Origin of the sequence: Mesorhizobium sp. Root102, assembly GCF_001425625.1 — a bacterium.
GTDB lineage: Bacteria > Pseudomonadota > Alphaproteobacteria > Rhizobiales > Rhizobiaceae > Mesorhizobium.
On sequence record NZ_LMCP01000002.1, the window covers coordinates 201,178 to 227,673 of the forward strand.

General features: G+C 62.7%; 25 protein-coding genes. 13 read left to right on the plus strand and 12 right to left on the minus strand.

The window, feature by feature from the left end; genetic code table 11:
• Nucleotides 1-10: 10 nt before the first annotated feature.
• Complete coding sequence (locus ASD12_RS04350) at nt 11-1,846, minus strand: monovalent cation:proton antiporter-2 (CPA2) family protein (protein WP_056582263.1); 1,836 nt, start codon at nt 1,844-1,846, stop codon at nt 11-13.
• A 247-nt stretch (nt 1,847-2,093) separates the two neighbouring features.
• Here ASD12_RS04350 and ASD12_RS04355 point away from each other — a divergent pair, with 247 nt between their 5' ends.
• Nucleotides 2,094-2,360: a hypothetical protein gene (locus tag ASD12_RS04355; RefSeq protein ID WP_056582264.1), complete on the plus strand. Its 267-nt coding sequence runs from the start codon at nt 2,094-2,096 to the stop codon at nt 2,358-2,360.
• Between the two features lie 66 nt (nt 2,361-2,426).
• Here the strand turns inward: ASD12_RS04355 and ASD12_RS04360 are convergent, their stop codons facing one another.
• From ASD12_RS04360 to ASD12_RS04375, 4 genes are all read right to left on the minus strand, one after another.
• A complete protein-coding gene (locus tag ASD12_RS04360; protein ID WP_056582266.1) occupies nt 2,427-2,981 on the minus strand; it encodes a hypothetical protein in 555 nt (184 codons plus the stop codon).
• A 135-nt stretch (nt 2,982-3,116) separates the two neighbouring features.
• The gene (locus ASD12_RS04365; RefSeq protein ID WP_056582268.1) at nt 3,117-4,226 is read right to left on the minus strand and encodes a YcjF family protein; all 1,110 of its coding nucleotides are present in this window, start codon (nt 4,224-4,226) and stop codon (nt 3,117-3,119) included.
• A complete protein-coding gene (locus ASD12_RS04370) occupies nt 4,223-5,701 on the minus strand; it encodes a YcjX family protein (protein ID WP_056582270.1) in 1,479 nt (492 codons plus the stop codon). The genes ASD12_RS04365 and ASD12_RS04370 overlap by 4 nt, the downstream gene beginning before the upstream one ends.
• A gap of 63 nt (nt 5,702-5,764) precedes the next feature.
• Nucleotides 5,765-6,268 carry a histidine phosphatase family protein gene (locus ASD12_RS04375; protein ID WP_056582271.1) on the minus strand — a complete coding sequence of 168 codons (504 nt, stop codon included), beginning with the start codon at nt 6,266-6,268 and terminating at the stop codon, nt 5,765-5,767.
• A gap of 334 nt (nt 6,269-6,602) precedes the next feature.
• Here ASD12_RS04375 and dksA point away from each other — a divergent pair, with 334 nt between their 5' ends.
• On the plus strand, nt 6,603-7,019 hold the full coding sequence (dksA, locus tag ASD12_RS04380; protein WP_013531862.1) for an RNA polymerase-binding protein DksA: 417 nt from the start codon (nt 6,603-6,605) through the stop codon (nt 7,017-7,019).
• 204 nt (nt 7,020-7,223) lie between these two features.
• On the opposite strand, the gene ASD12_RS04385 is transcribed toward dksA, so the two are convergent.
• Nucleotides 7,224-7,973 (minus strand): flagellar biosynthetic protein FliO, encoded by a 750-nt coding sequence (locus ASD12_RS04385; RefSeq protein WP_056582273.1) that lies wholly within the window; start codon nt 7,971-7,973, stop codon nt 7,224-7,226.
• A gap of 223 nt (nt 7,974-8,196) precedes the next feature.
• Between ASD12_RS04385 and ASD12_RS04390 the strand changes: the two genes are divergently transcribed.
• Together ASD12_RS04390 and ASD12_RS04395 are read left to right on the plus strand one after the other, a co-directional pair.
• Nucleotides 8,197-10,770: a PAS domain-containing sensor histidine kinase gene (locus tag ASD12_RS04390; protein WP_056582275.1), complete on the plus strand. Its 2,574-nt coding sequence runs from the start codon at nt 8,197-8,199 to the stop codon at nt 10,768-10,770.
• 87 nt (nt 10,771-10,857) lie between these two features.
• On the plus strand, nt 10,858-11,568 hold the full coding sequence (locus ASD12_RS04395; protein ID WP_056582277.1) for a purine-nucleoside phosphorylase: 711 nt from the start codon (nt 10,858-10,860) through the stop codon (nt 11,566-11,568).
• On the opposite strand, the gene ASD12_RS04400 is transcribed toward ASD12_RS04395, so the two are convergent.
• Nucleotides 11,565-11,870 carry a ribbon-helix-helix domain-containing protein gene (locus ASD12_RS04400; protein ID WP_056582279.1) on the minus strand — a complete coding sequence of 102 codons (306 nt, stop codon included), beginning with the start codon at nt 11,868-11,870 and terminating at the stop codon, nt 11,565-11,567. The genes ASD12_RS04395 and ASD12_RS04400 overlap by 4 nt on opposite strands.
• 208 nt (nt 11,871-12,078) lie before the next feature.
• Here ASD12_RS04400 and ASD12_RS04405 point away from each other — a divergent pair, with 208 nt between their 5' ends.
• The 3 genes from ASD12_RS04405 to ASD12_RS04415 all read left to right on the plus strand — a co-directional run bounded on the left by ASD12_RS04405 (nt 12,079) and on the right by ASD12_RS04415 (nt 14,703).
• Entirely contained in the window at nt 12,079-12,474 is a 396-nt protein-coding gene (locus tag ASD12_RS04405) for a VOC family protein (protein WP_056582280.1), read from the plus strand.
• Nucleotides 12,475-12,555: 81 nt separating this feature from the next.
• The gene (locus tag ASD12_RS04410; RefSeq protein WP_056582282.1) at nt 12,556-13,086 is read left to right on the plus strand and encodes a twin-arginine translocation pathway signal; all 531 of its coding nucleotides are present in this window, start codon (nt 12,556-12,558) and stop codon (nt 13,084-13,086) included.
• Nucleotides 13,087-13,131: 45 nt separating this feature from the next.
• A complete protein-coding gene (locus ASD12_RS04415) occupies nt 13,132-14,703 on the plus strand; it encodes a GMC family oxidoreductase (protein ID WP_056582284.1) in 1,572 nt (523 codons plus the stop codon).
• Nucleotides 14,704-14,807: 104 nt separating this feature from the next.
• Here the strand turns inward: ASD12_RS04415 and ASD12_RS04420 are convergent, their stop codons facing one another.
• Together ASD12_RS04420 and ASD12_RS04425 are read right to left on the minus strand one after the other, a co-directional pair.
• Nucleotides 14,808-16,721 (minus strand): PhoX family phosphatase, encoded by a 1,914-nt coding sequence (locus ASD12_RS04420; RefSeq protein ID WP_056582285.1) that lies wholly within the window; start codon nt 16,719-16,721, stop codon nt 14,808-14,810.
• Nucleotides 16,722-16,841: 120 nt separating this feature from the next.
• Entirely contained in the window at nt 16,842-17,264 is a 423-nt protein-coding gene (locus ASD12_RS04425) for a hypothetical protein (protein WP_056582287.1), read from the minus strand.
• A 313-nt stretch (nt 17,265-17,577) separates the two neighbouring features.
• Between ASD12_RS04425 and urtA the strand changes: the two genes are divergently transcribed.
• The 6 genes from urtA (at nt 17,578) to ASD12_RS34765 (ending at nt 23,811) form a co-directional block, all read left to right on the plus strand.
• The gene (urtA, locus tag ASD12_RS04430) at nt 17,578-18,888 is read left to right on the plus strand and encodes an urea ABC transporter substrate-binding protein (RefSeq protein ID WP_056582289.1); all 1,311 of its coding nucleotides are present in this window, start codon (nt 17,578-17,580) and stop codon (nt 18,886-18,888) included.
• Nucleotides 18,889-18,996: 108 nt separating this feature from the next.
• The gene (urtB, locus tag ASD12_RS04435; protein WP_056582291.1) at nt 18,997-20,610 is read left to right on the plus strand and encodes an urea ABC transporter permease subunit UrtB; all 1,614 of its coding nucleotides are present in this window, start codon (nt 18,997-18,999) and stop codon (nt 20,608-20,610) included.
• Nucleotides 20,607-21,839 carry an urea ABC transporter permease subunit UrtC gene (gene urtC, locus ASD12_RS04440; RefSeq protein WP_056582293.1) on the plus strand — a complete coding sequence of 411 codons (1,233 nt, stop codon included), beginning with the start codon at nt 20,607-20,609 and terminating at the stop codon, nt 21,837-21,839. The genes urtB and urtC overlap by 4 nt, the downstream gene beginning before the upstream one ends.
• A gap of 6 nt (nt 21,840-21,845) precedes the next feature.
• Nucleotides 21,846-22,592 carry an urea ABC transporter ATP-binding protein UrtD gene (gene urtD, locus ASD12_RS04445; RefSeq protein WP_056582296.1) on the plus strand — a complete coding sequence of 249 codons (747 nt, stop codon included), beginning with the start codon at nt 21,846-21,848 and terminating at the stop codon, nt 22,590-22,592.
• Between the two features lie 69 nt (nt 22,593-22,661).
• On the plus strand, nt 22,662-23,357 hold the full coding sequence (gene urtE, locus ASD12_RS04450) for an urea ABC transporter ATP-binding subunit UrtE (RefSeq protein WP_056582298.1): 696 nt from the start codon (nt 22,662-22,664) through the stop codon (nt 23,355-23,357).
• A gap of 277 nt (nt 23,358-23,634) precedes the next feature.
• Nucleotides 23,635-23,811, plus strand: a complete 177-nt coding sequence (locus ASD12_RS34765; protein WP_081294751.1) for a hypothetical protein — start codon at nt 23,635-23,637, stop codon at nt 23,809-23,811.
• Between the two features lie 49 nt (nt 23,812-23,860).
• Here the strand turns inward: ASD12_RS34765 and ASD12_RS04455 are convergent, their stop codons facing one another.
• The 3 genes from ASD12_RS04455 to ASD12_RS04465 form a co-directional block, all read right to left on the minus strand.
• Nucleotides 23,861-25,012, minus strand: coding sequence for a GGDEF domain-containing protein (locus ASD12_RS04455; protein WP_056582300.1), 1,152 nt, complete (start codon nt 25,010-25,012; stop codon nt 23,861-23,863).
• A gap of 156 nt (nt 25,013-25,168) precedes the next feature.
• Nucleotides 25,169-25,975 (minus strand): DUF72 domain-containing protein, encoded by an 807-nt coding sequence (locus tag ASD12_RS04460; protein ID WP_056582301.1) that lies wholly within the window; start codon nt 25,973-25,975, stop codon nt 25,169-25,171.
• Between the two features lie 24 nt (nt 25,976-25,999).
• A complete protein-coding gene (locus tag ASD12_RS04465) occupies nt 26,000-26,464 on the minus strand; it encodes a GNAT family N-acetyltransferase (RefSeq protein ID WP_056582303.1) in 465 nt (154 codons plus the stop codon).
• Between the last annotated feature and the right edge of the window lie 32 nt (nt 26,465-26,496).

Below are 26,496 nucleotides of genomic sequence, written 5' to 3' on the forward strand. Positions count from 1 at the left end.
GATTCCTTGCTCAGTCGGCGGGTTCGGATTTGTGCAGCACGCCCGCGGTCTCTTCGTTGAGCGCCTGACCAGGGCGGCGCGGCGTGGAGAGCGGTGTCGGAATCGGCGTGCCGATATTGCCCCTCAGGAAGCGCTGTCCGGCGCGAATGCCTTCGGCGAGCTGGGTTTCGAAGCGGTCGGTGTCGCGGCGTCTGACGTCTTCGATCGTTTCAGCCACGTCTTCGGGATCGACACCCAGCGATTCCAGGGCCGAGCCGCCGAAAACAAGGGCAGATTCGAAGGTTTCACGCAGTTGGTAATCAACGCCGGCGCGAATGAGCTGCAGCGCGGTACCACGATCGAAAGCGCGTGCCAGCACGGTGAGCAAAGGAAACTCAGCCTTGACGAGTTCCGCGATGCGGACGGCGGCATCGGCCTTGTCGACGCAGATCAGCACGGCGCGCGCCCGGCCGGCGCCGGCGGCATGCAGGATATCGAGCCGCGTGCCATCGCCATAGTAGACCTTGAAGCCGAAATCGGCCGCCGCCTGGATCATTTCGACATCATTGTCGATGATCGAGACGTCGATGCCGCGCAACAGCAGCGGCTGGCTGGCGATCTGGCCGAAGCGGCCGAAACCGATGACCAGCACGCTACCGGTCAGGCCATCGGCGACATCGACGCCGTCGAGCGACTGCTCGTCGCGCGGCGTCAGATAGCGCAACGCGATGATCGCCAGTGGCGTCAGTACCATGGAGATGATCACGATCGCCGTGAGCGTCGCGTTGGCGTTGCCGTCGATGATGCCGACCGCCGCGGCCGCCGAATAAAGGACAAAGGCGAATTCGCCGCCCTGCGCCATGAAGACCGCGCGCTCCAGTGCTTCGCGGTGGCCGGTTTTCAGGATGCGGGCGACGATGTAGATGCCGAACGCCTTCATCACCATGTAGGCGACGACATAGATGGCGATCAGCCGCCAGTTCTCGACCACCACATGCAGGTCGAGCGACATGCCGACGGCAAGGAAGAACAGGCCGAGCAGGATGCCGCGGAAAGGTTCGATGTCGGCTTCGAGCTGATGGCGGAAGGTCGATTCGGACAGCAGCACGCCGGCCAGGAATGCGCCCATCGCCATCGACAAGCCGCTGAGCTGCATGGCGAGCGCAGATCCGAGAACGACCAGAAGTGCTGCCGCCGTCATCACCTCGCGGGCACGGGCATCCGCCAGGATGCGGAAGAACGGATTAAGCAGATACCGGCCGGCCACCACCAGGCCGACGATCGCGGCGAGGCCGATGCCAACCTCGGTCAGCCGCTCCGAAAGGCTGGTGTCAGCGCCACCGGGCGCCAGGAACGCGATCAGGGCCAGCAGCGGCACGATTGCCAGGTCCTCAAGCAGCAGCACCGACACGATGCGCTGGCCTTTTGGCGCAGCGATTTCGCCGCGTTCCTCGAGAAGCTGCATGACGATCGCGGTCGAGGTCAGCACGAAGCCGGCGCCGGCGACGAAGGATTGCGCGATTGGAAACCCTCCCGCCACGCCGACACCGGTCAGCAGCAGCGCGCAGACGCCGACCTGCAGCGCGCCGAGGCCAAAGATCTCGCTGCGCAGGCTCCACAGCCGCGACGGCTGCATTTCCAGCCCGATGATGAAGAGGAACATCACCACGCCGAGCTCGGCGACATGAAGAATGGCTTCCGATTCGGAAAAGACGCGGAGGCCGAAAGGGCCGATGACCACGCCTGCGGCCAGATAGCCGAGGATCGAGCCGAGGCCCATCCGCTTGAAGATCGGAACGGCGACGACGCCGGCCGCAAGCAGCGCCACCACTTGAACCAGATCGCTGCTCGATGCCTCTACCGCCATGCCGCCATTCCGCTCGTTCGAGGACCGATTCCGATTTTCGGGTTTGTGTGACAAGGGGCGAGGATAGGGGCTTCGGCGGGCATCGAACAGCCCGAATCCGGATCGCCGGCGATGTTGCAGGCGCGATACACAAGTTGACACCGCGAACACGTTGCATCTTGCCACAATCGAAGGCTAAGGACGCTCGGCTTCGGCCATTGGAGGGTGAGCGACGATCAAGTTGCGCCCTTTTGAGGAGTTGACTGACATGAAGAAGTTTTTGTTTGTTGCCGTCGGCCTGGCGGTGCTTGCCGGTTCGGCTTGCTCGAAGGCACCTGAGTGCACGGCGGAGATCGCGACCAAGAAGGCGCAGGACATGGCAGCCGCGCTGCAGGAAGCGATCACCAAGGACCCGTCCAAGGCGGCTGATCTGACCGCCAAGGTCCAGGCGGTGACAACCAAGTATCAGGGCGCCACGACGTTGGCCGACGCCTGCAAGGCCTATGACGAAGTGACGGCCGCGATCAAGGGCTAAGCGCCTGATTCTACCGGTTCAAACGAGGCGGCGACCGTTGGGTCGCCGCCCTTTTATTTGAGTTGTTCAGTTCGGCGCGATGGAGCCGACTTCGACGGCGTCGACGCGCTTCAGGCTCATGCCGATCACCGGCACCAACTGGTCGTCGACGCGCACGGCAATGGTCACCGTCATCGAATTGTCGTCGGGGATGCGAGCCTGCATGACGCCGCGCAACTGGTTGCGGTTGATGGTGAAGACCACCTTGCGGGCATCGACCACGTTGCCACCGATGATGTCGAGGCCGGAACCGGTCGCGCCACCCATGAAGCTGCCCTTGTAGCCCTCGCGGCCCTTGCGCTCGATCTTGGCCGACATCTGCTGGGTGAACATGCCGACCCGGCAGCCGCCGTCGAGCGACATGCCGACCTTGCCGCCCGGTGTCGAGCCGGTGAAGCTGCAGTTGAACTTGGTGCCCTTGTACTTGCCGGCGACGATTTCGCCGGGACCGATCCATTTCCCTTCGGCCGACTGGAAGAATTGCTTGTCCGGCTCCGCAGCGGAGGCCGCTCCGGCAATGCCGACAAATGCTGTGATCACGGTTGCCAAGGGCAGAACGCTGGATAGTATTACACTTTTCATCGACGACACCCGGCAACAAAGAGGCTGTTTGGAACCCGTCTGACCATGAACAAGATTGGTTAATGCTTCGTCACTGCGCGGCCGCCGCAAGGCAGTCCGGTGACAATTCCGAAGGTCCAACCGCTCCAGCCCGGCTCACTTGCCGGACGGGGTTGTTTCACCATCTTTCCTGGTTGCAAACGATGTCAGTGCCGAGAGGAAATCGCCTAGTCCGGGACGCCTCGCGGCGCTGAAGGGCAGGGGGCGCGCCGTCTCCATCGCCGCGATGCCGATGCGCGCCGTCATCATACCGTTGACGACGCCCTCGCCAAGCTTGGCCGAAAGGCGCGCCGCCAGGCCGTGGCCGACGATCTGCTGGACGAAACTGTCGCCGACCGCGATCGAGCCGGTAACCGCCAGATGCGCCAGCACGCTGCGCGCCAAGCGGAAGAAGCCCAACGTTCCCGGCCGTCCGCCATAGAGCTCCGAGAGGCGGCGAATGAGCCGCCCGGCCTCGAACACGACATAGGCAACATCGACAAGCGCGCGCGGGCTAACCGCCGTCACCAGCGAGACGCGTTTAGCGGCCTCGAGAATCATTATCTTTGCCCTCGCATCGAGGGGGCCTAGAATTTCAGCCTCGGCCAGGCGCACGAGATTGCCGCCGTCGATGATTTCACCGCGCAGTTCGGCCAGCGCGCGCCGGCCGGCCGCGGTCTCGGGTTTGGCCGCGACAAAGGCCGACAGTTCGTCGACGACCGATTGTGCCGCCTTGGGATCGTCACGCGCGATCGCATCGAGTGCCCGCTTCTGCAGTTTTTCGACCTCGGCTAGGCGGGCGATGGCCAGAAATTCGCGAATCAGGATCACCACAAGCGCCAGCACGGCGATGGCGGCCATGCCCGCGGCCAGCCAGCCCAGCCATTCGGCGCGCGCAAAGAGGTCGCGTATGAGCTGGTCGGTCCACAGGCCGACAGCCAGCGAAACCAGCACGCCGAAGGCGCCGAAGAAGATGCTGCCGAGCAGCGAGCGTTTTTTGGGGGCGATGGTCGGTGGCGGCTCGGCGGCGATGATGTCGGGCTCGTCGAAGACGTCGACTTCCGCCGGTATGACCGTCGCGACATCGGTCTTCATCGTGCGGGGTTTGCGCTGGGTGTCTGGCTGGACACGGGTACCGGCCTGGGCATGGCGCTGCTCAGGGGGCTCCTGTCTCGGTGTGGCTTCCGGCTCGATGCGGAATGCCGCCGGCTTGCGGGGCGCGGTCATGCCAGATGATCTCCGATCAGGAACTGCAAGGCACGGTCGAGCCTGATGTGCGGCAGCGACAGCGTAACGCCTTCGACCGTGCGTTCGAGCTTTGGTGGACGGAAACGGACGAAGCGGATTGCCGGGTCCGCGGAGTCCTGCCTGCGATCGGCTCCCGAAATATCGAAAACCGCGTCAATATTCTCCGGTAAGTCACCGGGAAATATGGCTGTTTCCGTCTTTCCATCAAAGGTTTCGCCGTTGATCTTCTCGCTGGCGATCGGCGTGCCGATGATGACGGGAAGCGTCTCCCGGCCTTGCTTGACGGTGCCTTCGCGTGTTGCGCGCACCGCTGCCAAGGCGACCACATCGACATCGGCGCCGGTGAAGTTCGCTCGCGCCACGGCGCGGTCGGCAAGCCGCCGCACGATCGCCTGCAAGCGGTCATGGCTTTCGTGGTGCAGGTGGTCGGCTTTGGTCGCTGCAACCAGTATGCGGTCGATGCGCCGCGAGAACAGGTCGGTAAGGAAGCTGCCCCGGCCGGGGCGGAAACAGCCGAGGATCTCGGTCACCGCGCGCTCCAGGTCGGCCATGGCGCCGGGGCCGGCGTTCAGCGCCTGCATGGCGTCGATCAGGACGATCTGGCGATCGAGGCGGGTGATGTGTTCGCGGAAGAAGGGTTTGACGACATGCGTCTTGTAGGCCTCGTAGCGCCTGTCCATCATGGCGTGCAGCGACCCTGGGCGCGGACGCCTGTCGCCAATCCCGGCCAGGGGCGCGAAGGTCAATGCCGGCGAGCCTTCGAGATCGCCGGGCATCAGGAAGCGGCCGGGCGGCAAGGTCGAAAGCGCCCGCTCGTCGAGCTTGCACGCCTTCAGATAGGCGGCGAAGCTCTCGGCCAGCCGGCGCGCCGTCATCTCGTCGGGATCGGCGTTCGGGTCGATCTCCGCCGACATCGCCCGCCAGGCCAGCGACAGGTCCTCGCGCACCGGCAGAACAGCCATTTCGAAGGCTTCGTGCGAAAAATCGGCGAAGGATTTGCCGAGCAGCGGCAGATCGAGCAGCCATTCGCCGGGATAATCGACGATATCGACCGACAGTCTGCCTGAGGAAAACATGCGGCTCCAGCCGGAGGCCGATTCATATTCGATGGTCAGCCGCAGTTCCGAAATGGCGCGCGTCGAATCGGGCCAGGCGCGGTCGTTGACCAGGGCGGCGATGTGATCCTCGTACTGGAAGCGCGGCACGGCGTCGTCCGGCTGCTGCTCGAGGAAGGCGCGGGCGATGCGCCCCGATTTCTGCGCCTCGAACAGCGGCAGGCGCCCGCCATGGATCAAATTGTGGACAAGGGCCGATATGAACACCGTCTTGCCGGCGCGGGACAATCCGGTCACGCCGAGGCGCAGCGATGGGGAAAAAAGCCCGGTGGCGCGGCCCGATAGCGTGTCGAGGGCAATCCTCGCCTCGTCGGTGAAGGTGGTCAGCGATGATGCCAAAACATGCTCTCTCGGACTTCGGTCCGTCCGATATAGGCTCTGCAACCTGGCTTTGAAATGGCTTCAGAGGTCGGCCGGCGTCAGGAACGCTTCGAGATAGCCGGCGCGCTGGGCGGCTTTTGCGAGGTCACCGTCGAAGCGGATGACCGCCAGGCCCGAGGTCGGGAACCCATGGTTGAGCGTGGCCCGCGCCGTCTCGTCGCCGTCGCCCGAAACTGCCATGGCAAGATCCTCCGTCATCGGGTTGTGGCCGATGACCAGTAATGAACCCACCCCGCCATTGTCCCTGATAAGGTGGAGGTAGCCGGCCGCGTCCGAGCTGTAGAGCGTGTCGAAGAACAGGACCTGGCCGGTGTCGGTCTGGCCGGCCAGGCCTTCCAGCGTCTCCTTGGCGCGTTTGGCGTTGGAGCACAGCGTCAGGTCCGGAACATAGAACCGGGAGCGCATGGCGGCGCCCATCATTTCGGCATCGGCGCGGCCGGATGCATCGAGCGGGCGATCGAAATCGCGCATGCCGGGCAGCGCCCAGCCAGCCTTGGCATGTCGCAACAGATAAAGCCTGCTCACCCAACCTCCGAATGCCGAAGCCTTCCAGGATTAGCCACGAGAACGGCGTTGCGCACAATGGCCCGTGTTCTTCGAACACAGCGAATCACCATGCTGCGGCGCCGCAAAAGGCGCTTGTGCATCGGCCCGAGGATCACGGTCGATCTTCGGAAAGCATGTTTCGCCGGATCCAAAGTGTCGCAGCGTAGTTTGGTAACAAAGCGACCGTACGCTGCTGCAAAGGCGCGCGCCGGTGCACATTAACAATTGCGTGAGACAGCGGCCGATTGCGCTTGTGCAGGCGTCGGGCGACGAATATATAGGCCCGAAATTTGGGGCAGTTTGGGTGAGTCGAATGAACGACATCGTTACCGCCGATTACGTACCCTCCGAAGACGAGCCGTTCATGAACGAGCGGCAGAAATCCTACTTCCGCTCAAAGCTCGTCACCTGGAAGAATGACATATTGCGCGAAGCGCGCGAAACACTGGAAATCCTGCAGCAAGAGAACGCCAACCACCCCGATCTGGCCGATCGCGCCTCTTCGGAAACCGACCGCGCCATCGAACTCAGGGCCCGCGACCGTCAGCGAAAGCTCATTGCAAAGATCGATTCCGCCCTGCAGCGCATCGACGAAGGCACCTACGGCTATTGCGAGGAGACCGGCGAGCCGATCGCGCTGAAGAGGCTTGATGCGCGTCCGATCGCGACGTTGTCGATCGAAGCGCAGGAGCGGCATGAGCGCCGCGAAAAAGTCTACCGCGACGACTGAGGGGCAAGGCCGGCAGTGCGCGGCCAACCGTCACGAGCGACGTTGATTTTGAAATGGCCGGTTTTCCGGCCATTTCTGTTGGCGCGGCATTCATCCGTTCAAGGCGCACGAAATCCACAAGCCCTTCACGTACGGGCCTTCCGAAAGGTGGTTCGGCAGCCAAACCATTGAGATTTTCGCGTGGGATAGCGACTCGGCGGCCGCTTATCGCTTCTGGCTGGAGAGCTCGCCGAGAAGCTTGGTCATTTCATCATCGAGCGACTGCGGCGCCTTCGCCACCGGTTTGCCCACCGGGCCGCCCGAGCGGGGCTGGTCGAGCGACACTTCGAGTTCCCTCATCAACGTGTCGTCGATGCTGTCCTGCACAGGTGGAGGCGGTGGCGCGGGCCGGACGACATTGGCATTGGCGGACCCATAGGCGGGCAGCGGCGTGACATTGGTCGGCTGGTAGCTTTGCGTCGCCGGCTTTGGCGCAGGTGCCGGTGCCGGCGCTATTTGGCGCGGGCGGGCGGGCGGCGCGGTGCTCACCGGCTGCGGGGCGGGTGCCTGTCTTGCCAGCGGTGGAGCGGGTTGCTGCGGACGCGGCCTTGCCGCTGGGGCCGCGGCGGCCGGCACCGGCTGCAAGCCGCCGTCTCCGGTCAATGCCGGACGGCGTAGCGCCGAAAGACGGATATCGCGCTCGACGACGACGTCGGTCGGGCCGCCGATCAAAAGCAGGTGCTCGATGTCGTCGCGGCGCACCAGCACCAGCCGGCGATGGCTGTCGACGGCGGTTGCATCCATGACGGCCAGCCGCGTTTTGCGGTTCCGGCCGCCGGCAACGAATGTTCCGAACGTCAGATTGCGCACCAGCTTGACGATGACGAGAACGATGACCAGCAGGACAAGCGCCGCAAACGTCCATAACAGTGCTGCGGCATAACCAGGACCCGCCACGCTATCCAGCCATTGCATCGGTTACCCCTGATTGCCCTTGGAAGTGACGCGACACTAGACCGTTGCGGCGGGCCACCGCAAGTTGCGTTTCACGCTGGTGAACAGCTAGAAAAACTCCGAAGGCCGCAAGACATGATTTTTATCCGACATTTGCCGCCCAGGCCTTTTCCGGACTAGGAGAATGTGATTCAACCCGCTAGGGGCGGGTGTCGGAACACCGGAATTCACGAGCAGGGGGCATATGGCCAAGGAAGCGCGCGGCGATTTCTATCCGGTACCGATCGTCGACCAGAATACACGACCGGGCGCGGTCACCCGGCTTATCATTTTCATCGTCGTTCTGACGGGGGCGGCGATCGTCTTCGGCCTGTTCCGCGAGCGCCTCGGCGATCCCTTCCTGCTCGGCATGCTCGGCGTGCTGGCGATGATCGGCGTCGGCTTCCTGTTTGCCACGGCCATTGGCTTCGTGCAGGTCACGCCGCGCTCGACAGGTGACGAACTGTCGAAGTCCTTTGTCGATTCGATGTCGCAGGGTCTTCTCGTCACGGACACCAAAGGCCGTGTCGTCTACGCCAATCGCGCCTATGCCGACATGACCGGAGCGTCGTCGGCCGCCGACCTGAAGACGGTCGAGGGGTTGCTCTCGGATGTCCCCGAGGCTTCGGTGACGATCTATCGCCTGGCATCCGGCCTGCGCGACGCCCAGCCGGGCGATGGCGAGTTTCGGCTGGCACAGTCCATTCGGCCCGGCGCGGAGCCCGGCGCCCGCTGGTACAGGGCGCGGGCGCGCACCTTCAACGTTCCGGGCCAGCGGCTGCCGATGCTGGCCTGGCAGTTGGCCGACATCTCGCAGGAGCGGGCCGAGCAGGAGCGTTTCTTCCTCGATCTGCAAAAGGCGATCGATCACCTCGACCACGCGCCGGCCGGCTTCTTTTCGGCCGACCAGGAGGGCCGCGTCACCTACATCAACGCCACGCTCGCCGAATGGCTGGGCATCGACCTCACCAGCTTCACGCCTGGTGCCGTCTCCCTGGCCGAAATCGTGGCCGGCGACGGCATGGCGCTGGTCCGCTCGGTCAAGGCCGACCCCGGCACGACACGCAACGCGGTGATCGATCTCGATTTGACGACCATGACGGGCGAGGCGCTGCCGGTGCGGTTCATGCATCGCGTTTCGGCCAGCCGCGAAGGCCTCAACGGGCCGACGCGCACGATCGTCCTCAACCGCACGCAAGGCGAGGACTCCTCGGCCGATTTGCGGGCCTCGGAAGTGCGCTTCACTCGCTTCTTCAACTCGACGCCGATGGCGATAGCCGGCGTTGACCACAACGGGCGCATCCTGCGCACCAATGCGCCGTTCCTGTCGCTGTTTTCAGCCGTCGTCGATCGTGACGCTGTCGATCGCCGCGTGCGGCTCGACACGGTGATCCATGAACGCGACCGGCCGGCCTTTGCGGCTGCCTTCGAAAAAGCGCAGCAGCGGCAGGCCGACATCGAGCCGATCGACACGCTTCTGCCCGGCAACGAAGAGCGACACATCCGTTTCTACGTCAACGCGGTCGCCGACGGCACCGGCGGCGAGGGCGCCGAGGAGTCGGCCATCGTCTACGCCGTCGAGACGACGGAGCAGAAGGCGCTCGAAGGGCAGATGGCGCAAAGCCAGAAGATGCAGGCGGTCGGCCAGCTTGCCGGCGGCATCGCGCACGATTTCAACAATGTGCTGACCGCCATCATCATGGCGTCGGACCTTTTGTTGACCAACCACCGTCCGTCGGACCCGTCCTTCCCCGACATCATGAACATCAAGCAGAACGCCAACCGGGCGGCTTCGCTGGTGCGGCAACTGCTGGCCTTCTCGCGCAAGCAGACATTGCGGCCGGAAGTGCTCAACCTGACCGACGTGCTCGCCGATCTCAGGATGCTGCTGGCCCGGCTGGTCGGCAACGACATCAAGCTGAAGGTCGACCATGGCCGCGACCTGTGGCCGGTCAAGGTCGATATCGGGCAGTTCGAGCAGGTGGTGGTCAACCTTGCGGTCAACGCGCGCGACGCAATGCCGGCGGGTGGCGATCTCACCGTGCGCACCCGCAATGTGACCGCCGAGGAGTGCAAGGCCTTTTCCTATCGCGAACTCGCCCCGGCGGACTATGTCGTGGTCGAAGTCGAGGACACCGGCAGCGGCATCGCGCCCGACGTGCTGAAGAAGATTTTCGAGCCCTTCTTCACCACCAAGGAAGTCGGCAAGGGCACCGGCCTCGGCCTGTCGATGGTCTATGGGATCATCAAGCAGACCGGCGGCTTCATCTTCTGCGATTCCGAAATCGGCAAAGGCTCGACTTTCCGCATTTTCCTGCCACGTCATATTGCGGAAGCAAGAAAAGCAGGCGAGCCCGACGATGTGCCGGCAGCGCCGGCGAAGGTCGCCGATGCGGCCAAGGATCTGTCGGGCTCCGCCACGGTGCTGCTCGTCGAAGACGAGGATGCCGTGCGCATGGGCGGCATGCGGGCGCTGACTTCGCGCGGTTACACCGTGCACGAGGCATCGTCGGGTGTGGAAGCGCTGGAAGTGTTCGAGGCGCTGGGCGGCAAGGTCGACATCGTCGTTTCCGACGTGGTGATGCCGGAAATGGACGGACCGACGCTGCTTGGTGAGTTGCGCAAGCGTCAGCCAGATATCAAGTTCGTTTTCGTGTCGGGCTATGCCGAGGACGCATTCGCCAGAAACCTGCCGGCCGACGCGCATTTCGGCTTCCTGCCAAAGCCGTTCTCACTCAAGCAACTGGCGACGATCGTCAAGGACGTGCTGGAGTCCTAGAATTTCCCTATGTTCTTTCCTTGCACAATGCCGTGACAACGCCATGATTGGGGGGTGAAACGGCAGGCGGGCTTGGGGGAGCAGCGATTGACGCCACACAACGAAGCAGACAAGGGCGACTACGCCGACACAGTGTTGTTGCCGGGTGATCCGCAGCGCGCTGAGTGGATGGCGCAAACGTTTCTGGAAGCGCCGCGCTGCATCAATCGCCGCCGCGGCGCGCTTGGCTTCACCGGACTGTTTGGCGGCAAACCCGTCAGCATTCAGGCGACGGGCATCGGCGTTTCATCGTTTCTGATCTATGCGCATGAATTGCTGGACCATTTTGGTGCGCGAACGTTGATCCGCACCGGCACCTGCGGCAGCCTGACCGCCAAGGCAAAACTGCGCAGCCTTGTCATCTCGCGATCGGCACAGGCGGAGAGCGCCCAGAGCGGTCAGGTTTTCGGCCTTTATGGACCCGCTGGGCCGGATCCGGCGCTTCTCGCCTGTGCGCTGGCCAAGGCGGCAGAACTTGGCATCGACCATCATGTCGGCCTGACGGTGTGCAGCGACATCTTCTATCATCCTGAAGGGCGGGTCCGCTTTGCCGATGCGCAGGCAGAAGGAGCTCTGGCCGTGGATATGGAAACCAGCGCACTCTATCGCATATCAGCGCATTTCGGAGCTCGTGCGCTGTCGATGTGTGTCGTGGTCGACAACATCGAGACCGGTGAAGTGACCGATTATTCCGAACGCCAGGCGCTTTTCACCGACATGAGCCGTCTGGCGCTCGCTGTTGCGGCAGAAGCGGCCTAGGCGGCTTCGCGCTTCAGCGCCATCTGCTCGTCCATATCAGGTCGGTGGCCGCGCAGGTAGAGTGCGCAGGTGGTGCGCAGCATCGATGCAAAGTTCGGAATGGCGCCGTTGATCTCGATGGCTTCGTCATAAAGCTTCGAGATGAATTTTGGCGTCGTCAAACCCTGGTTTTCGGCGATTTCGTCCAGCAATGCCCAGAATGTCGCTTCAAGCTGGATGCTGGTCGAGTGGCCGTCGATGCGAATCGACCGGTTGATCTGGCGATAGCCTTCGGGATCCTGGCCCGCAAATACTCTGCACATCCGACAAACCTCCCATGCTTGTTGGTCTTGGGTGGACGGGCCTGAAGTCTGATACTGCTTGACCTGTCCCCACATGCATTCTCGGGTAAAATTGCCGGTCCGGCAATCGGACTTTCGTCCCGTTCACGGTTCCGGGCGTGGTAACCGGCTGCCACCACCTTTTTCCCGCGCCGCGCATAATCGCCTCCACCCCACCGCGGAGACTGATTTGGCCAAGGCGATCCACAGCATGATCCGAGTTCTCGACGAGGCCCGATCCGTCGATTTCTACAGAAATGCCTTCGGGCTCGATGTCGCCGACAGGCTGGACTTCGAGACATTCACGCTCATTTACCTCAGCAACGCCGAGACAGGGTTCGAACTCGAACTGACCGTGAACAAGGATCGGCAAGAGCCTTACGCGCTCGGCGACGGCTACGGTCACCTCGCGGTCTCGGTCGTCGATCTCGACAGCGAACATGACCGTCTCGGCGCGCTCGGTCTCAACCCGAAGAAGATCGTCGAGTTCAACCGCGACGGATCGCTGATCGCCCGTTTTTTCTTCATCGAGGATCCGGACGGCTACAAGATCGAGGTTCTGCAACGCGGAGGTCGATTCAAATAGGAGACATAGAAACCGCACCGGCAGGCGCGGCGCCAGCAACGGCACTTTCAAGAGTGCACATAGCAAGCAGGGAGGAATAAAATGGTCACGATCTATGACGCAAAGCCTGGGCTTTCACGTCGCGAGCTCCTCAAACGCGGTGGCATCGGCGCGCTGCTCGTCATCTCCGGCAGCGCCGTCATCAGCCCCGAACATGCCTGGGGGCTCGAGACATCGGCGCTCAAGCCTGAAACCATGGCGACGCTGATCCAGATGGCGCGCGACATCTATCCGCACGATCAGGTTCCCGACAAATATTACGCCATTGCGGTGAAGGGTCATGACGAGCAGGCCGGCAAGGACGCCCCCTATAAGGGGATGATCGAAGAGGGCATCGCCGACCTCGACAAGAAGTCCGGCGATGGCGGCTATCGGGGTCTCGGCTGGGAGGACCAGCGCGTCGGCGTGCTGAAGCAGATCGAGGCGACGCCATTCTTCCAGGCCATCCGTGGCGGCCTCGTCGTCGGCCTCTACAACCAGAAAGAGGTGTGGCCGATCTTCGGTTACGAGGGCGAGTCCTATTCCAAGGGCGGCTACATCGCGCGCGGTTTCGACGACATCGAGTGGCTCTGAGCCCCGTCGTTCCTGAACCGCAAACAGAAATCATGGGAGGAAACCATGGCAGCTTCATTTGATCTGAACAACGACGGCGTGGTCGTCATCATCGGCTCGGGCGCCGGCGGCGGCACACTCGGCAACGAACTCGCCCAGAAGGGTGTCGACGTCGTCATCCTGGAAGCCGGCGCGCGCCACGAATATGAGGATTTCATCAATGACGAGTGGGGTTCGTTCGCCCAACTCGCCTGGACGGACAAGCGCACCACGTCCGGCGACTGGCGTGTGGCCAAGGATTTTCCGAACCTGCCGGCCTGGATCGTCAAGTCGGTTGGCGGTTCGACCACGCATTGGGCCGGAGCCTCGCTGCGCTTTCAGGAGCATGAGTTCAAGACACTGTCGACCTACGGCAAACTGGAAGGCGCCAATCTGCTCGATTGGCCGATTACACTGGCCGAAATGGAGCCCTACTACGCCAAGGCCGAAGCCAAGATGGGCGTCACCGGCACCAATGACTGGCCGCGGTTGCCGGGCAACAACAACTTCAAGGTGCTGAAGGCCGGCGCCGACAAGCTCGGCTACAAGGAATGCCACACCGGCAACATGGCGATCAACTCGGTCGATCGTGATGACCGCATGTCCTGCCAGCAGACCGGCTTCTGCTTCCAGGGCTGCAAATGGGGCGCCAAATGGTCGACGCTTTACACAGAGATCCCCAAGGGCGAGGCGACAGGCCATCTCGAAGTCAGGCCGAACGCCATGGCGATCAAGATCAACCACGACGCTAGCGGAAAGGTGACCGGCGTCGTCTATGCCGACAAGGACGGCAAGCTGCAGGAGCAGAAGGCCCGCATCGTGGCCGTTGCCGGCAACTCGATCGAAAGCCCGCGCCTGCTGCTCAATTCGGCGTCGGGCAAATTCCCCGATGGGCTTGCCAACTCGTCGGGGCAGGTGGGCAAGAACTATATGCGGCACACCACCGGCTCTGTCTACGCCATCTTCGACAGACCGGTGCACATGTATCGCGGCACCACCATGGCCGGCATCATCCGCGACGAGGCGCGTCATGATCCGTCCCGTGGGTTCGTGGGCGGCTACGAATTCGAGACGCTGTCGCTCGGCCTGCCGTTCATGGCCGCCTTCCTCGATCCCGGCGCCTGGGGCCGCTCGTTCACCACCGCACTCGATCACTACGACCACATGGCCGGCCTGTGGATTGTCGGCGAGGACATGCCGCGCGCGGAGAACCGCATCACGCTGCATGCCGACGAGAAGGACGCGCACGGCATGCCGATCGCCGACGTGCATTTCGACGACCATCCGAACGACACCGCGATGCGCAACCACGCCTACAAGCAGGCGACGGCGCTCTATGCGGCAGTTGGTGCCACGCGCACCTTCCCGACGCCGCCCTATCCGTCGACCCACAATCTCGGCACCAACCGGATGAGCGAGAAAGCGGCCGACGGCGTCGTCAACAAGCACGGCCAGGCGCACGACATCAAGAACCTGTTCGTGTCGGACGGCAGCCAGTTCACCACTGGAGCTGCCGAAAACCCAACCCTGACGATCGTGTCGCTGGCGATCCGCCAGGCCGACTACATCGCCGCGCAGATGTCGGCAAAGACGATTTGAGCCGACAAATCACCGCCCCGACGGTCGGGGTGACGTGGAATTCCAGTGTCCTCCCTGACCGCCAGGCGGAACGCGTAACGCGCGTTCCGCCTTTTTGTCTGGGGCTAGGCGCCGACCGGCTGCCCGTCCTTGCGGCGGATGGCGACCACGGAAGGTCGCGGCAGTTGACCATCCCTGAAGTCGGGCCATAGCGTCTGTGCCTTGTCGAGTGTCTCGGCGTCTTCGGCCGGGTGCTGGACCGACAGGAACAAGGTCGTGCCGTCCGGCGTGAAGCAGGGGCCGGTCGCCTCCGCGCCATGCGGGCAGGTGAACAGCAGTTTCGGCAGGCCGCGCGCCGGGCCTTCGGTGTCGACGCCATAGACGCCGTCCGGCAGGTCGAAATCATTGGCCCCGTCGGTCGCCACCCAGAGGCGGCCAGCCGGATCGAAGGTGATGTTGTCGGGGCAGACGAACCAGCTATTGTCTGACGTGTCCGGGTGGAAGGTGGCTCCGACTGCCGCGTCCTTCGGGTTGCCGCAAAGCACGAACAGATCCCAGGCATATTTGTCGGCCGTGTGGTCGGCGTCTGCGCCGCGTCCACCCGGCGCGATCAGCTCGACAATGTGGCCCCAGAGGTTTTCCGGACGCGTGTTGGCCGGATTGACTTTCGACTGGTCGCGTTTCTTGTTCTTGGTCATCACCGCATAGACGCGGCCGGTCACCGGATTGGTCTCGATGTCCTCGGGGCGGTCCATCGGCGTCGCCCCCAGTGCATCCGCTGCGAGCCGTGTTTTCAGCAGCACTTCGGCCTGGTCGGCAAAGCCATTTTCAGCCGTGAGCTTGCCTTGGCCGTGGACCAGCGGCAGCCAGGTCATGGAGCCGTCGGCGTCGTAACGGGCAACCGAAAGCACGCCGTCATCCAGCAGGCTGTTGCCGGAGGCCGGCTTGGCAGGATCGTAGGCCTTGTTGGAGACGAACCGGTACATGTATTCGAAATAGTCGTCGTCGCCCATGTAGACGACGATGCGGCCATCCTTGTTGAGGACGACCGTGGACGCTTCGTGCGACATGCGGCCAAGGGCCGTGCGCTTCACCGGCTTCGAAGCCGGATCGTAGGGGTCGATCTCGACCACCCAGTCGAAGCGGTTGGCCTCATTCGGCTCCTTGTCGAGATTGAAGCGATCATGGAAACGGCCACGACCATAGATGTCGGAGCCATCGAAGTCATAGCGATCAAGAATGTCGGCGGTCGGCGCCTTCTTTGGGTCGCCGCCGAACAGGTCGGAAACGCCTTCCTCGCAGGTCAGCACGGTGCCCCAAGGAGTGAAGCCGCCGCTGCAATTGTAGCTGGTGCCGAGCACCTTCGTGCCGGTCGCGTCGGCAGATGTCTTCATCAGTGCGTGGCCGGCAACGGGGCCGGAAACGGTCATTTCGGTGTTTGCCGTGATGCGGCGGTTGAGCGGGCTGTCCTCGACGATGCTCCACTTGCCGTCCTTCAGCAGCACTTCGACGATCGAATGACCCATGGCGGCCATGCCGAGGTCAACCTGCTCCTTGCTCATCGTCTTGCCGGCGTCATCCTCGGTCATGCCGGGAAACATGACATTGGGCGAAATGTACTCGTTGTTGACGCAAAGCAGGCCGTGATCGGAATTCACCGTACCTTTCGGCAATGGCAGGAAGGCGATGTAGTCGCATTTGTAGCCGAAGCGCTTTTCCTGCTCGTCGGCAACGACCTTGTTGCCGTCGAATTCCGGCAGGCCGGCGACAAGCGGGTCACCCCAGCGTGCGACGATCGTGGTCTCATAGCCTTCGGCGGCCGCATGGGTCTTGTCGTAGACGCGCTTCAGTTCGGGAAAGCCGAGCGTCGAAAGCGCTGCCGCGGCATGTGTTTCACCGGCAAACAACGAACCGACAAAGCTGCCGCCGGCAATCAGCGCACCGGATGCAAGGCTGCCTTTCAGGAGGGCCCGGCGCGACACGCGCTCGGCGATGACGTCGCGAATGACAGGGGAGGAAGAAGACGGGGAGTTGGCCATGGTGTCTGCCTCTCAAGGTGGATGGGACGGCGCACCGCTGCCTATCCAGCTTCGGCAACATCCAGATGACATGAGAGACGGGCAGGCCACTGAGGCGGCGGCTGTTGCCCAGGGAATCGGCTACTGGCTGTTTCCCCTGGTGCAGGTCGAGGCGGTGAAGGCGCCGTCGGGTTGCTTCATGATGATGTCGAAGGAGGGCGCGCTCTGGCCGTCCAGCGTTGCCTGGGTCAGCGACAGCGAGTTGCCGCCGGCGGTATAGCCGCCGAGCGGTCCCAGCCAGGAGATCACGCCGTTTGCGTCCATTTGATAATTGTACCCCTGCTGCGCGGTGCCGAAGGTGCCAAGGCCGGTGTAAATTGGGCCGCTATAGACGTTCCCCTTGATGGTGATGTCGCCGAGGTTGAGGAACATGCCGAGCAGGTAGACCTCGCAGTGATAGATGCCGTCGGGCATCTTGCCGTCGCTAAAGTTGGCTCGTGCGGTCCCGGTTGCTGCCGCCAGAACCAGTATGCCGATGGAAATGCGTGAAATGCCTAAAGCCATGACGTCGCTCGGTTGGGGAACGAGCTTGCCCCATTTTTGCACTGCGCCGCAACACCGGTCGTCTGCGACACGCCTATAAAGATCAAAATCTAGGCATTTTGCCAAAATGGGCGAAAATTAGGCAATCATCGGGCATGCTGCGCAAATTTCTCTCAATCAAATTTTGACCGGCCTTCTTTATTTTTATAAGGCTAATATTTCAAGCTGCTGATAATGCTGGATTATTCGTTTCCCTTCGGCATCACCAAGGCGATTGGCATGGGGGTTGCATTGTAGTGTTGCGGTGCAATCAACCAGCTTGGGAGTCTGTAATATGAGGGGTAATTTCTCGACCATAACAAAAATCTTTTCGGCGAGCGTGGTTGCCGCCGGCCTGTTGTTCGCTGCGCCCGCCAAGGCTGCCGACGACACGATCAAGGTCGGCATTCTCCATTCGCTGTCGGGGACCATGGCGATTTCGGAGACGACTCTGAAGGACGCCATGCTGATGCTCATCGACGAGCAGAACGCCAAGGGCGGCCTGCTCGGCAAGAAGCTCGAGGCGGTCGTCGTCGATCCGGCTTCCAACTGGCCGCTGTTTGCCGAAAAGGCGCGCGAGCTGATCTCCAAGGACAAGGTCGCGGCGGTGTTCGGCTGCTGGACCTCCGTGTCGCGCAAGTCGGTGCTGCCGGTGTTCTCGGAGCTCGACAACATCCTGTTCTATCCGGTCCAGTATGAGGGCGAGGAGAGCGAGCGCAACGTGTTCTACACGGGTGCGGCGCCGAACCAGCAGGCAATCCCGGCTGTCGACTATCTGATGAGCGAGGATGGCGGTTCGGTGAAGCGCTGGGTGCTGGAAGGCACCGACTACGTCTATCCGCGCACCACCAACAAGATCCTCGAGGCCTATCTGAAGGCCAAAGGCGTCGCGGCGGAAGACATCATGGTCAATTACACGCCGTTCGGCTTCTCCGACTGGCAGACCGAGGTTTCGGCGATCAAGAAGTTCGGTTCGGCCGGCAAGAAAACCGCCGTCGTCTCGACCGTCAATGGCGACGCCAACGTGCCGTTCTACAAGGAACTCGGCAACCAGGGCATCAAGGCCGAGGACATCCCGGTCATGGCCTTCTCGGTCGGCGAGGAAGAGCTTGCCGGTCTCGACACCGCGCCGCTGGTCGGCCATCTCGCCGCCTGGAACTACTTCGAGAGCGTCGACACGCCCGAAAACAAGAAGTTCATCGCCGACTGGCACAAGTTCATCAAGAACGACAAGCGCACTACCAACGACCCGATGGAAGCCCACTATATCGGCTTCAACATGTGGGTGAAGGCGGTCGAGAAGGCCGGCACCACCGATCCGGACAAGGTCATCGACGCCATGATCGGTGTGTCGGTGCCGAACCTGACCGGCGGCTATTCGACGATGATGCCGAACCACCACATCACCAAACCGGTGCTGATCGGTGAAATCCAGGCCGACGGCCAGTTCGAAACCGTGTCGCGCACACAAGGCCTGGTGATGGGCGACGAGTGGTCCGACTATCTGCCCGACTCCAAGGACCTGATCTCCGATTGGCGCGCGCCTCTGTCCTGCGGCAACTTCAATGTCGCCACCGGCAAGTGCGGCGGCAAGGGCACGAACTGATCCTCCCCGGGCTGGACCGTCAGATCCATGCCCATGACCGCGCGCGTCCGGACGGCTTCCTCCGCCGTCCGGACGCCCAATTCAACCTTCAAGGGGTAACAGAAGCCGATGACCATAATCCGCGCGGGCTTGACGCTGTTGTTCCTGCTGGCGACGCTGTCGTCATCGGGCGCTGGCGAGGCCGATCTGCGCGGCATCATCGCCAAATTCGCGACGGCCAAGGGTTTTTCGGAGATCGGAGCCGTCGTCCACGAACTGGCGGCTGCCGGCGATCCGGCGGTGGAGCGGCCGCTTGCGGCATTGGCCGACGGCAACCTCTATGTCCGCAAAGTCGATTCCCTGGTGTTTGTCGGCAAGGAAGCGGGCGAAGGCGTCCAGCTTCTCGACCCGCTGAACGGCGAGGCATCGGGCGAGGCGGCCAAGAACGACATCACCAAGATCAAGGTCAACAACACGCTGCGCCGCGTCATCCGCGATGCGTTGGGCACGCTGACGCTTGGCGCCAAGGACCCGGCAGGGCGTATTGCCGCCGCCGACACCATGTTCAAGACGCCTGATGCGGCAAACATCGGGCCGCTCGATACGGCAATCGCCAGCGAGAGCGTGGCCAGCGTCAAGGCTCTGCTCGAACAGGCCCGTGCCGCTTCAGTTCTTGTCTCGGATCGGCCTGAAGCCGACAAGCTGGCTGTCATCGCGCTGATCGGCGCGCGTGGCGACCGTGATGCTGTCTCCCTGCTCACGTCTGTCGAGGCGAATTCCGCGGACGCGGTCAAGCAAGCCGCGACAGCCGCGATCGGCAACATCAATTCGACGCTGGCCTTCTGGGATGCCGGGCAGAACATCTGGTACGGCATTTCATTGGGCTCGGTGCTGCTGCTGGCGGCGATCGGGCTTGCCATCACCTTCGGCGTCATGGGCGTCATCAACATGGCGCATGGCGAGATGGTCATGCTGGGCGCCTACACGACCTTCGTGGTCCAGCAGGTGATCCGTACGTCTTTTCCGGACCTGTTCGACTGGTCGCTGGTCATCGCGCTGCCGCTCGCCTTCCTGGTCTCCGCTCTGGTCGGCCTGATCATCGAGCGCGGCGTCATCCGCTTCCTTTATGGGCGGCCGCTGGAAACACTGCTGGCGACATGGGGCGTTTCGCTGATCCTGCAACAGGCTGTGCGCTCGATCTTCGGGCCGACCAACCAGGAGGTCGGCAACCCCTCGTGGATGTCGGGCTCGTTCAATATCGGCCAGCTTGCGATCACCTGGAACCGTCTGTGGATCCTGGTTTTCGCGCTCACCGTGTTCGCGGTGCTGCTCTATGTGATGAAGCGCACGCCGTGGGGCCTGCAGATGCGCGCCGTCACCGCCAACCGGCGCATGGCCGCCTCGATGGGCATCAGGACGCCGTGGGTCGACGCGCTGACCTTCGCGCTCGGCTCCGGCATTGCCGGCATTGCCGGTGTCGCGCTCAGCCAGATCGACAATGTCTCGCCCAATCTCGGCCGCGGCTACATCATCGACAGCTTCATGGTCGTCGTCTTCGGTGGTGTCGGCAATCTGTGGGGCACGCTGGTCGGCGCGTTCTCGCTCGGCATCGTCAACAAGTTCCTTGAGCCTTACGCCGGCGCGGTACTCGGCAAGATCGTCGTGCTGGTGCTGATCATCCTGTTCATCCAGAAGCGCCCGCGCGGCCTGTTCGCGCTCAAGGGCAGGGCGGTGGAAGCATGATGTCAGGACGCTTCTTCGCCGCGGGCGCTGACCGTCGCATCGCCATCACGATCTTCATCCTGCTGGCGGTGGCCATCATTGTGCCGCTGCTGAACCTGGCTGTTTCGCCGGCCAACGCCTTCTATGTGCCATCCTACATCGTCGCGCTGACCGGCAAATATCTCTGCTATGCGCTGCTCGCTCTGGCGCTCGATCTTGTCTGGGGCTATTGCGGCATTCTCTCGCTTGGCCACGGCGCCTTCTTCGCGCTCGGCGGCTATGCGATGGGCATGTATCTGATGCGCCAGATCGGTTCACGCGGGGTCTATGGCAATCCCATCTTGCCCGACTTCATGGTGTTCCTGAACTACAAGGAATTGCCGTGGTTCTGGTATGGCTTCGACCATTTCTGGTTTGCCGGCCTCATGGTGCTCGCGGTGCCTGGCCTGCTGGCTTTCGTCTTCGGCTGGTTCGCCTTCCGCAGCCGCGTCACCGGAGTCTATCTCTCCATCATCACCCAGGCGATGACTTATGCGCTGCTGCTTGCCTTTTTCCGCAACGACATGGGTTTCGGCGGCAACAACGGCCTGACCGATTTCAAGGACATTCTGGGCTTCAACGTGCAGGCCGACGCGACCCGCTCGGCACTGTTTGCCGCCAGTGCCGTCACGCTGGCGCTCGCCGTCTTTGTCACCTGGGCCATCGTCGGCTCCAAATACGGCAAGCTGCTGATGGCGGTACGCGACGCCGAGAGCCGCACGCGCTTTCTTGGCTGGCGGGCGGAGAATGTAAAGCTGTTCGCCTTCACCGTCTCGGCCGTCATGGCCGGTATTGCCGGCGCGCTTTACGTGCCGCAAGTCGGCATCATCAACCCCGGCGAGTTCGAGCCGGCCAATTCGATTGAAGTCGTCGTGTGGGCCGCCGTCGGCGGGCGCGGCACCATTGTCGGACCGATCATCGGTGCGCTGCTGGTCAATGCCGGCAAATCCTGGTTCACCGGCGTGCTGCCGGAATTCTGGCTGTTTGCATTGGGCGGGCTGTTCGTCGCCGTCACGCTTTTGCTGCCCAAGGGCATCATCGGCATGTGGGATTCCTGGCGCGGCAACGCCAGGGCGTTGCGAGCAGCCTCGATTGCCGAGGAAGCAGGCACCGATGCCGACGTTCCGCCGCCGGCGAAAATCGCCCGCGGCGCGGCGAGAAAGCCCGGCGACTGGTCCGCATCCCGCCCCGAACCGCAGCCGGCGGAGTGAGCGGCCATGTCAAAGTCGAACACCATCCTCTATCTCGACGGCGTCTCGGTTTCCTTCGACGGTTTTCGCGCCATCAACAATCTGTCGCTGGTGCTCGACAAGGGCGAGATGCGCGCCATCATCGGCCCCAACGGCGCCGGCAAGACGACCATGATGGACATCGTCACCGGCAAGACGCGGCCCGACGAGGGCGAGGTGTTCTTCGACGGCCAAGTCGATCTCACCAAGCACGATGAAGCCGAGATCGCCATGATGGGCATCGGCCGCAAGTTCCAGAAGCCGACCGTCTTCGAAAGCCACACGATCGAGGAAAACCTGATGCTGGCACTGAGGGGGCCGCGCTCGATCTTCCCGGCGCTGTTCCATCGCCGCTCGGCTGCCGAAGCGCGGCAGATCGACGATATCCTTGGCATCATCCGGCTTGGCGACAAACGCGACCAATTGGCGGCCAATCTCAGCCATGGACAAAAGCAGTGGCTCGAGATCGGCATGCTGCTGGCGCAGGATCCGAAGCTGCTGCTGGTCGACGAGCCGGTCGCCGGCATGACCGACGCCGAGACCGAGGAAACCGCACGGCTACTCAAGGACATCGCGCGCGACCATTCGGTCATCGTCGTCGAGCATGACATGCATTTCGTGCGCGAGCTCGGCGTCAAGGTCACCTGCCTGCATGAGGGCTCGGTGCTTAGCGAAGGCACACTCGATTTCGTCTCGGCCGACGAGCGCGTCGTCGAAGTCTATCTGGGGAGATGAGCATGGTCTGGCGGGTTCAATTCCATCGCTTCGATCTGTCGTTTCTCCGGTTCTGGAGAAGGCGCTGACATGCTCGAAGTTTCTGATGCCACGCTGCACTACGGCGCCGCCCAGGCGCTGCGCGGCGTGTCGCTGAAGGCCGGCGCCGGCAAGATCACCTGCGTGCTCGGCCGCAACGGCGTCGGCAAGACCAGTTTGATGAGATCGATCGTCGGCCACCACCGGCTGACGAGCGGAAGCGTTGCCTTCGAGGGGAAGGCGCTCGACCGGAGCGCGGCGTATGACCGCGCCCGGTCGGGCATCGCATTCGTGCCGCAGGGCAGGGAGATCTTTCCGCTGCTCACGGTGCGGGAGAACCTGGAATCAGGCTTTGCGCCGCTGAAGCGCGCCGACCGCAACATTCCGGCGCATGTCTTCGAATTGTTCCCGGTGCTCAAGCAGATGCTCGGCCGCCGTGGCGGCGACCTCTCCGGCGGCCAGCAGCAGCAGCTCGCCATCGGCAGGGCGCTGGTGATGCGACCGAAACTGCTGGTGCTCGACGAGCCGACCGAAGGCATCCAGCCGTCGATCATCAAGGATATCGGCCGCGCCATCCGCTATCTGCGCGACCAGGCCGGCATTGCCGTGCTCTTGGTCGAACAGTATCTCGACTTCTGCCGCGAGTTGGCCGACGAGGTCAACATCATGGACCGTGGCGTGATCGTCCATACCGGTCCGGCGGAAGATCTCGACAGGGCGGATGTCCGCAAGTTCCTGACGGTGTAGAATCGGCGTCGGACTTCAGTTGACGGTCCCAAGTCATTGGCAAGTCCAATATTTATCAGATCCAGCCTTCCGCGTCACTGGCGCAGCATCGGCTGCGTGCTAGTCTTTCCCTTGGCTTTTGTGAGTCGGCCGCTTCCGTTTCAGTCTGGTTGGTTGCAGATAGAGGGAAGGTGCAGGCTCCAGCCGGCAAGTTCCACGCAAGCAAGGCTTCCTAGCTTCCCTCCTGCGATCTGTTTGTCGTTCAAACGCGTTTGGGCACACAGGCTAAGGGACAGCCATGGAACGTTACGTCGAGGACTACCAGAAGCGGCGGCTTACCGAACGTGTCGACATCATCGCCGCCATCAACATCTTGAGATCACAGGGCTGCGAATACGACGACCTGATCGAGGAGATCACCAAGGTCTTCTATGTCGACCTGGATGCCTTCAATGAAATCGTCATGGCGGCATAGGAGCCGCCTTCGCGCATCCCGATCATAGCAACGGCATCGATGCGCGCGGTCAGCTTGCGCGCCGGAATGGAGAGGCGGTGACGCGGTTGCGGCCGCCGCGCTTGGCGGCATAGAGCGCCTTGTCGGCGGCGCTGAGCACCTTGTCGAAGCTGAGACCCTCCTTGGTGCCGAAGGCAAATCCGGCACTGACCGTGCACGTCAGTGAACCCATCTCGGTTTCGATGCAACGCGCGGCAAAAGCTGCCCGTATGGCCTCGGCGGTGGCTTCCACCGTTTCGGGCAAGGTCCGCTTCAGCACCAGCGCGAATTCCTCGCCGCCCATGCGTGCGGCGACGTCGGCCGGGCGAAGATTGCCGGCGAGTTCCCTGGCGAACACCTTCAGCACTTCATCGCCGGCGGCATGGCCGAATTCGTCGTTGATGGCCTTGAAGCTGTCGAGGTCGAAGACAACCACGGCCGTGAAGGCGCCGACCGGGGCATCGCCGTGCAGGTCGAACAGGGCTCGGCGGTTGAGCAGGCCTGTCAGCGGGTCGGTCAGCGCATTGTGGCGGTGATGCCTGGCTAGGCGCCCCTGATTGAGCGCCAGGGAAAGCGCTCCGATACCGGTCATGCTGGCGATGACGATGATGAGGCTCAGCTCCTCGGCCCAGTTGCTGGGCGCATGACCAAGGATCAGCTTTCCATCCCAGACAAGAACCATGGCGCACAGAGCGAAGGACGTGGCCGTGGCCGAGTAGAGCCCGGTGATGCCGATCGTCAGGGCAGGGGCTTCGTCGCGGCCTTTCCAGTATTCGAGCGCCGTTGCGAACAGAAGCAATGCGGCGAAGGCGTTTTCGAACATGAAGCCCAGCCCGTCGTAGCCAAGAGCCATGGGGGGCAACGTCACAACCAGCGAAATGGTGCTGCCAAGCACCGTCCGCTGCATCGGCGAGCCGCCGGTTCTGAACTGGTAGGCGGCGCCCAGCATTGTCGAAAAACCGAGCAGGAGGAAAGCCAGCGTGGCGATGCCCAGCAGGCGCCCGGGCATGTCGATATAGGCGTCATAGACGAAAATATCGCCGACCACGAACGCCAGGCTGATCGCCCATGTCAGCAGGAACTTTTCCGAGCGAGCGGTCAGCCACATGCCAAACAATGTCAGGCTCAGGCAGGCGGCGGAAAAGCCGACAGCCAGCAGAAGTGAAGTGTAGTCGAGCGACATGCCCCTCGTTTCCTTGCCGGCGACGGTTCCAGCTCTGCAACTTGACGTGCCGGATTCATGCAGCAAGGAAGTGTCGATAAGGTTACGATGACGCTGAATACGCCACGATCAAGCGCCTTGCTACGTGCAAAACGCATAGGAGACGCGCTTTGCTCGTTAGTCTGTCACGCGCTTCATCAGCGCCATGGCGCCGAACGGCGCGCGTACCTTGCCCTCGGTGATGAAGTAGACGAACACGTCGCGCGGCTTGACCGGCGCCTCGGTCGACGGATCGGCACGTCGGAGATCGGCGGGCACCTTGCCTTCCGCCCAGGTCTTGGCGCGTGCCGCCCATTCATCGAGGCCTTTCGGCGTGTAGCAATCGGGATTGTCGTCACTGCCGGTCTGCAGCCGGGCATAGATGAAATCGCCGGTGACGTCGGCGATGTCAGGATATTTGGCATGATCGGCATAGACGATCGCGACCTTGTACTTGCGCGCGAGTGCGGCGAATTCCGGCACGACAAAACTGTCGTTGCGCGCCTCGACCGCATGGCGCAGCGCAACGCCGTCCTGCTTTTCCGGCAGCAGTTTCAGAAAAGCCTCGAAATCGTCGGGATCGAATTTCTTGGTCGGCGCGAACTGCCACAGGATCGGTCCGAGCTTTTCGCCGAGCGCGGCAACGCCGGAGCCGAGGAAACGCATCATCGACTCGCCGGCCTCGCCGAGCACGCGGCGGTTGGTGACGAAGCGGTTGCCCTTTAGCGCATAGACAAAACCGTCCGGCGCCTCGCTGGCCCATTTGACGAAGGTCGGCTCCTTGAAGCTGGAGTAATAGGTGCCATTCACCTCGATGCTCGGTACCTGCCGAGTGGCGTAGTTCAACTGCTTGGCCTTGGAAAGCTTGTCGGGATAGAAGGACGTATCCCACGGCTCGAACGTCCAGCCGCCCATGCCGGCGCGGATTGTTCCCGATGTGCTCATTGTCATCCTCCCGAGTTCCGAAAATCAGGCCGTTTCATCGCCCGGTTTTGCCATGTCGACGAGTACCCATCCTGGCCGGTAGGGATTGGGCCGGCGACCCGTTTCGTGGAAACCGTAGGCCAGATAGAGTGCGATGTTCCGCTCCATCCTGGCGTTGGTGTAAAGCCGCACCTCGGGCAGGCCCCACAGGCGCGTCTGTGCGTCCGCGTGTTTCAGCAACGCAATGCCCAAGCGTTTGCCCTGAAAGTCAGGGGAGACGGCGACGGAAAAGATCATCGCGTGATCGTCATGCCGTTCCAGTGTGAGCAGTCCGGCAAGTTCGCTGCCGCTCTCGAGAAGCCAGACCTCGCCGAGCGCGATGCGCGGCGCATAGTCCTCGGTGACCGGGATCGGCGGTGTGCCGAACATCGCGGTGTACGGTGCATAGGCCGCTTCCGTCAGCGAGACGATGGTTTGGAGATCACCGGCAAGCGCTCTTCTGATTGTCATTCAAAAGCTCCAGGCGCCAACCGGTCCGATCA

What these genes read in the sequence shown, in the direction of transcription:
- ASD12_RS04350 (WP_056582263.1), bottom strand. Translation starts at nt 1,846, where the DNA reads ATGGCGGTAGAGGCATCGAGCAGCGATCTGGTTCAAGTGGTGGCGCTG.
- ASD12_RS04355 (WP_056582264.1), top strand. Translation starts at nt 2,094, where the DNA reads ATGAAGAAGTTTTTGTTTGTTGCCGTCGGCCTGGCGGTGCTTGCCGGT.
- ASD12_RS04360 (WP_056582266.1), bottom strand. Translation starts at nt 2,981, where the DNA reads ATGAAAAGTGTAATACTATCCAGCGTTCTGCCCTTGGCAACCGTGATC.
- ASD12_RS04365 (WP_056582268.1), bottom strand. Translation starts at nt 4,226, where the DNA reads ATGACCGCGCCCCGCAAGCCGGCGGCATTCCGCATCGAGCCGGAAGCC.
- dksA (WP_013531862.1), top strand. Translation starts at nt 6,603, where the DNA reads ATGAACGACATCGTTACCGCCGATTACGTACCCTCCGAAGACGAGCCG.
- ASD12_RS04385 (WP_056582273.1), bottom strand. Translation starts at nt 7,973, where the DNA reads ATGCAATGGCTGGATAGCGTGGCGGGTCCTGGTTATGCCGCAGCACTG.
- ASD12_RS04390 (WP_056582275.1), top strand. Translation starts at nt 8,197, where the DNA reads ATGGCCAAGGAAGCGCGCGGCGATTTCTATCCGGTACCGATCGTCGAC.
- ASD12_RS04400 (WP_056582279.1), bottom strand. Translation starts at nt 11,870, where the DNA reads ATGTGCAGAGTATTTGCGGGCCAGGATCCCGAAGGCTATCGCCAGATC.
- ASD12_RS04410 (WP_056582282.1), top strand. Translation starts at nt 12,556, where the DNA reads ATGGTCACGATCTATGACGCAAAGCCTGGGCTTTCACGTCGCGAGCTC.
- ASD12_RS04415 (WP_056582284.1), top strand. Translation starts at nt 13,132, where the DNA reads ATGGCAGCTTCATTTGATCTGAACAACGACGGCGTGGTCGTCATCATC.
- ASD12_RS04420 (WP_056582285.1), bottom strand. Translation starts at nt 16,721, where the DNA reads ATGGCCAACTCCCCGTCTTCTTCCTCCCCTGTCATTCGCGACGTCATC.
- ASD12_RS04425 (WP_056582287.1), bottom strand. Translation starts at nt 17,264, where the DNA reads ATGGCTTTAGGCATTTCACGCATTTCCATCGGCATACTGGTTCTGGCG.
- urtA (WP_056582289.1), top strand. Translation starts at nt 17,578, where the DNA reads ATGAGGGGTAATTTCTCGACCATAACAAAAATCTTTTCGGCGAGCGTG.
- urtB (WP_056582291.1), top strand. Translation starts at nt 18,997, where the DNA reads ATGACCATAATCCGCGCGGGCTTGACGCTGTTGTTCCTGCTGGCGACG.
- urtC (WP_056582293.1), top strand. Translation starts at nt 20,607, where the DNA reads ATGATGTCAGGACGCTTCTTCGCCGCGGGCGCTGACCGTCGCATCGCC.
- urtD (WP_056582296.1), top strand. Translation starts at nt 21,846, where the DNA reads ATGTCAAAGTCGAACACCATCCTCTATCTCGACGGCGTCTCGGTTTCC.
- urtE (WP_056582298.1), top strand. Translation starts at nt 22,662, where the DNA reads ATGCTCGAAGTTTCTGATGCCACGCTGCACTACGGCGCCGCCCAGGCG.
- ASD12_RS34765 (WP_081294751.1), top strand. Translation starts at nt 23,635, where the DNA reads ATGGAACGTTACGTCGAGGACTACCAGAAGCGGCGGCTTACCGAACGT.
- ASD12_RS04455 (WP_056582300.1), bottom strand. Translation starts at nt 25,012, where the DNA reads ATGTCGCTCGACTACACTTCACTTCTGCTGGCTGTCGGCTTTTCCGCC.
- ASD12_RS04460 (WP_056582301.1), bottom strand. Translation starts at nt 25,975, where the DNA reads ATGAGCACATCGGGAACAATCCGCGCCGGCATGGGCGGCTGGACGTTC.
- ASD12_RS04465 (WP_056582303.1), bottom strand. Translation starts at nt 26,464, where the DNA reads ATGACAATCAGAAGAGCGCTTGCCGGTGATCTCCAAACCATCGTCTCG.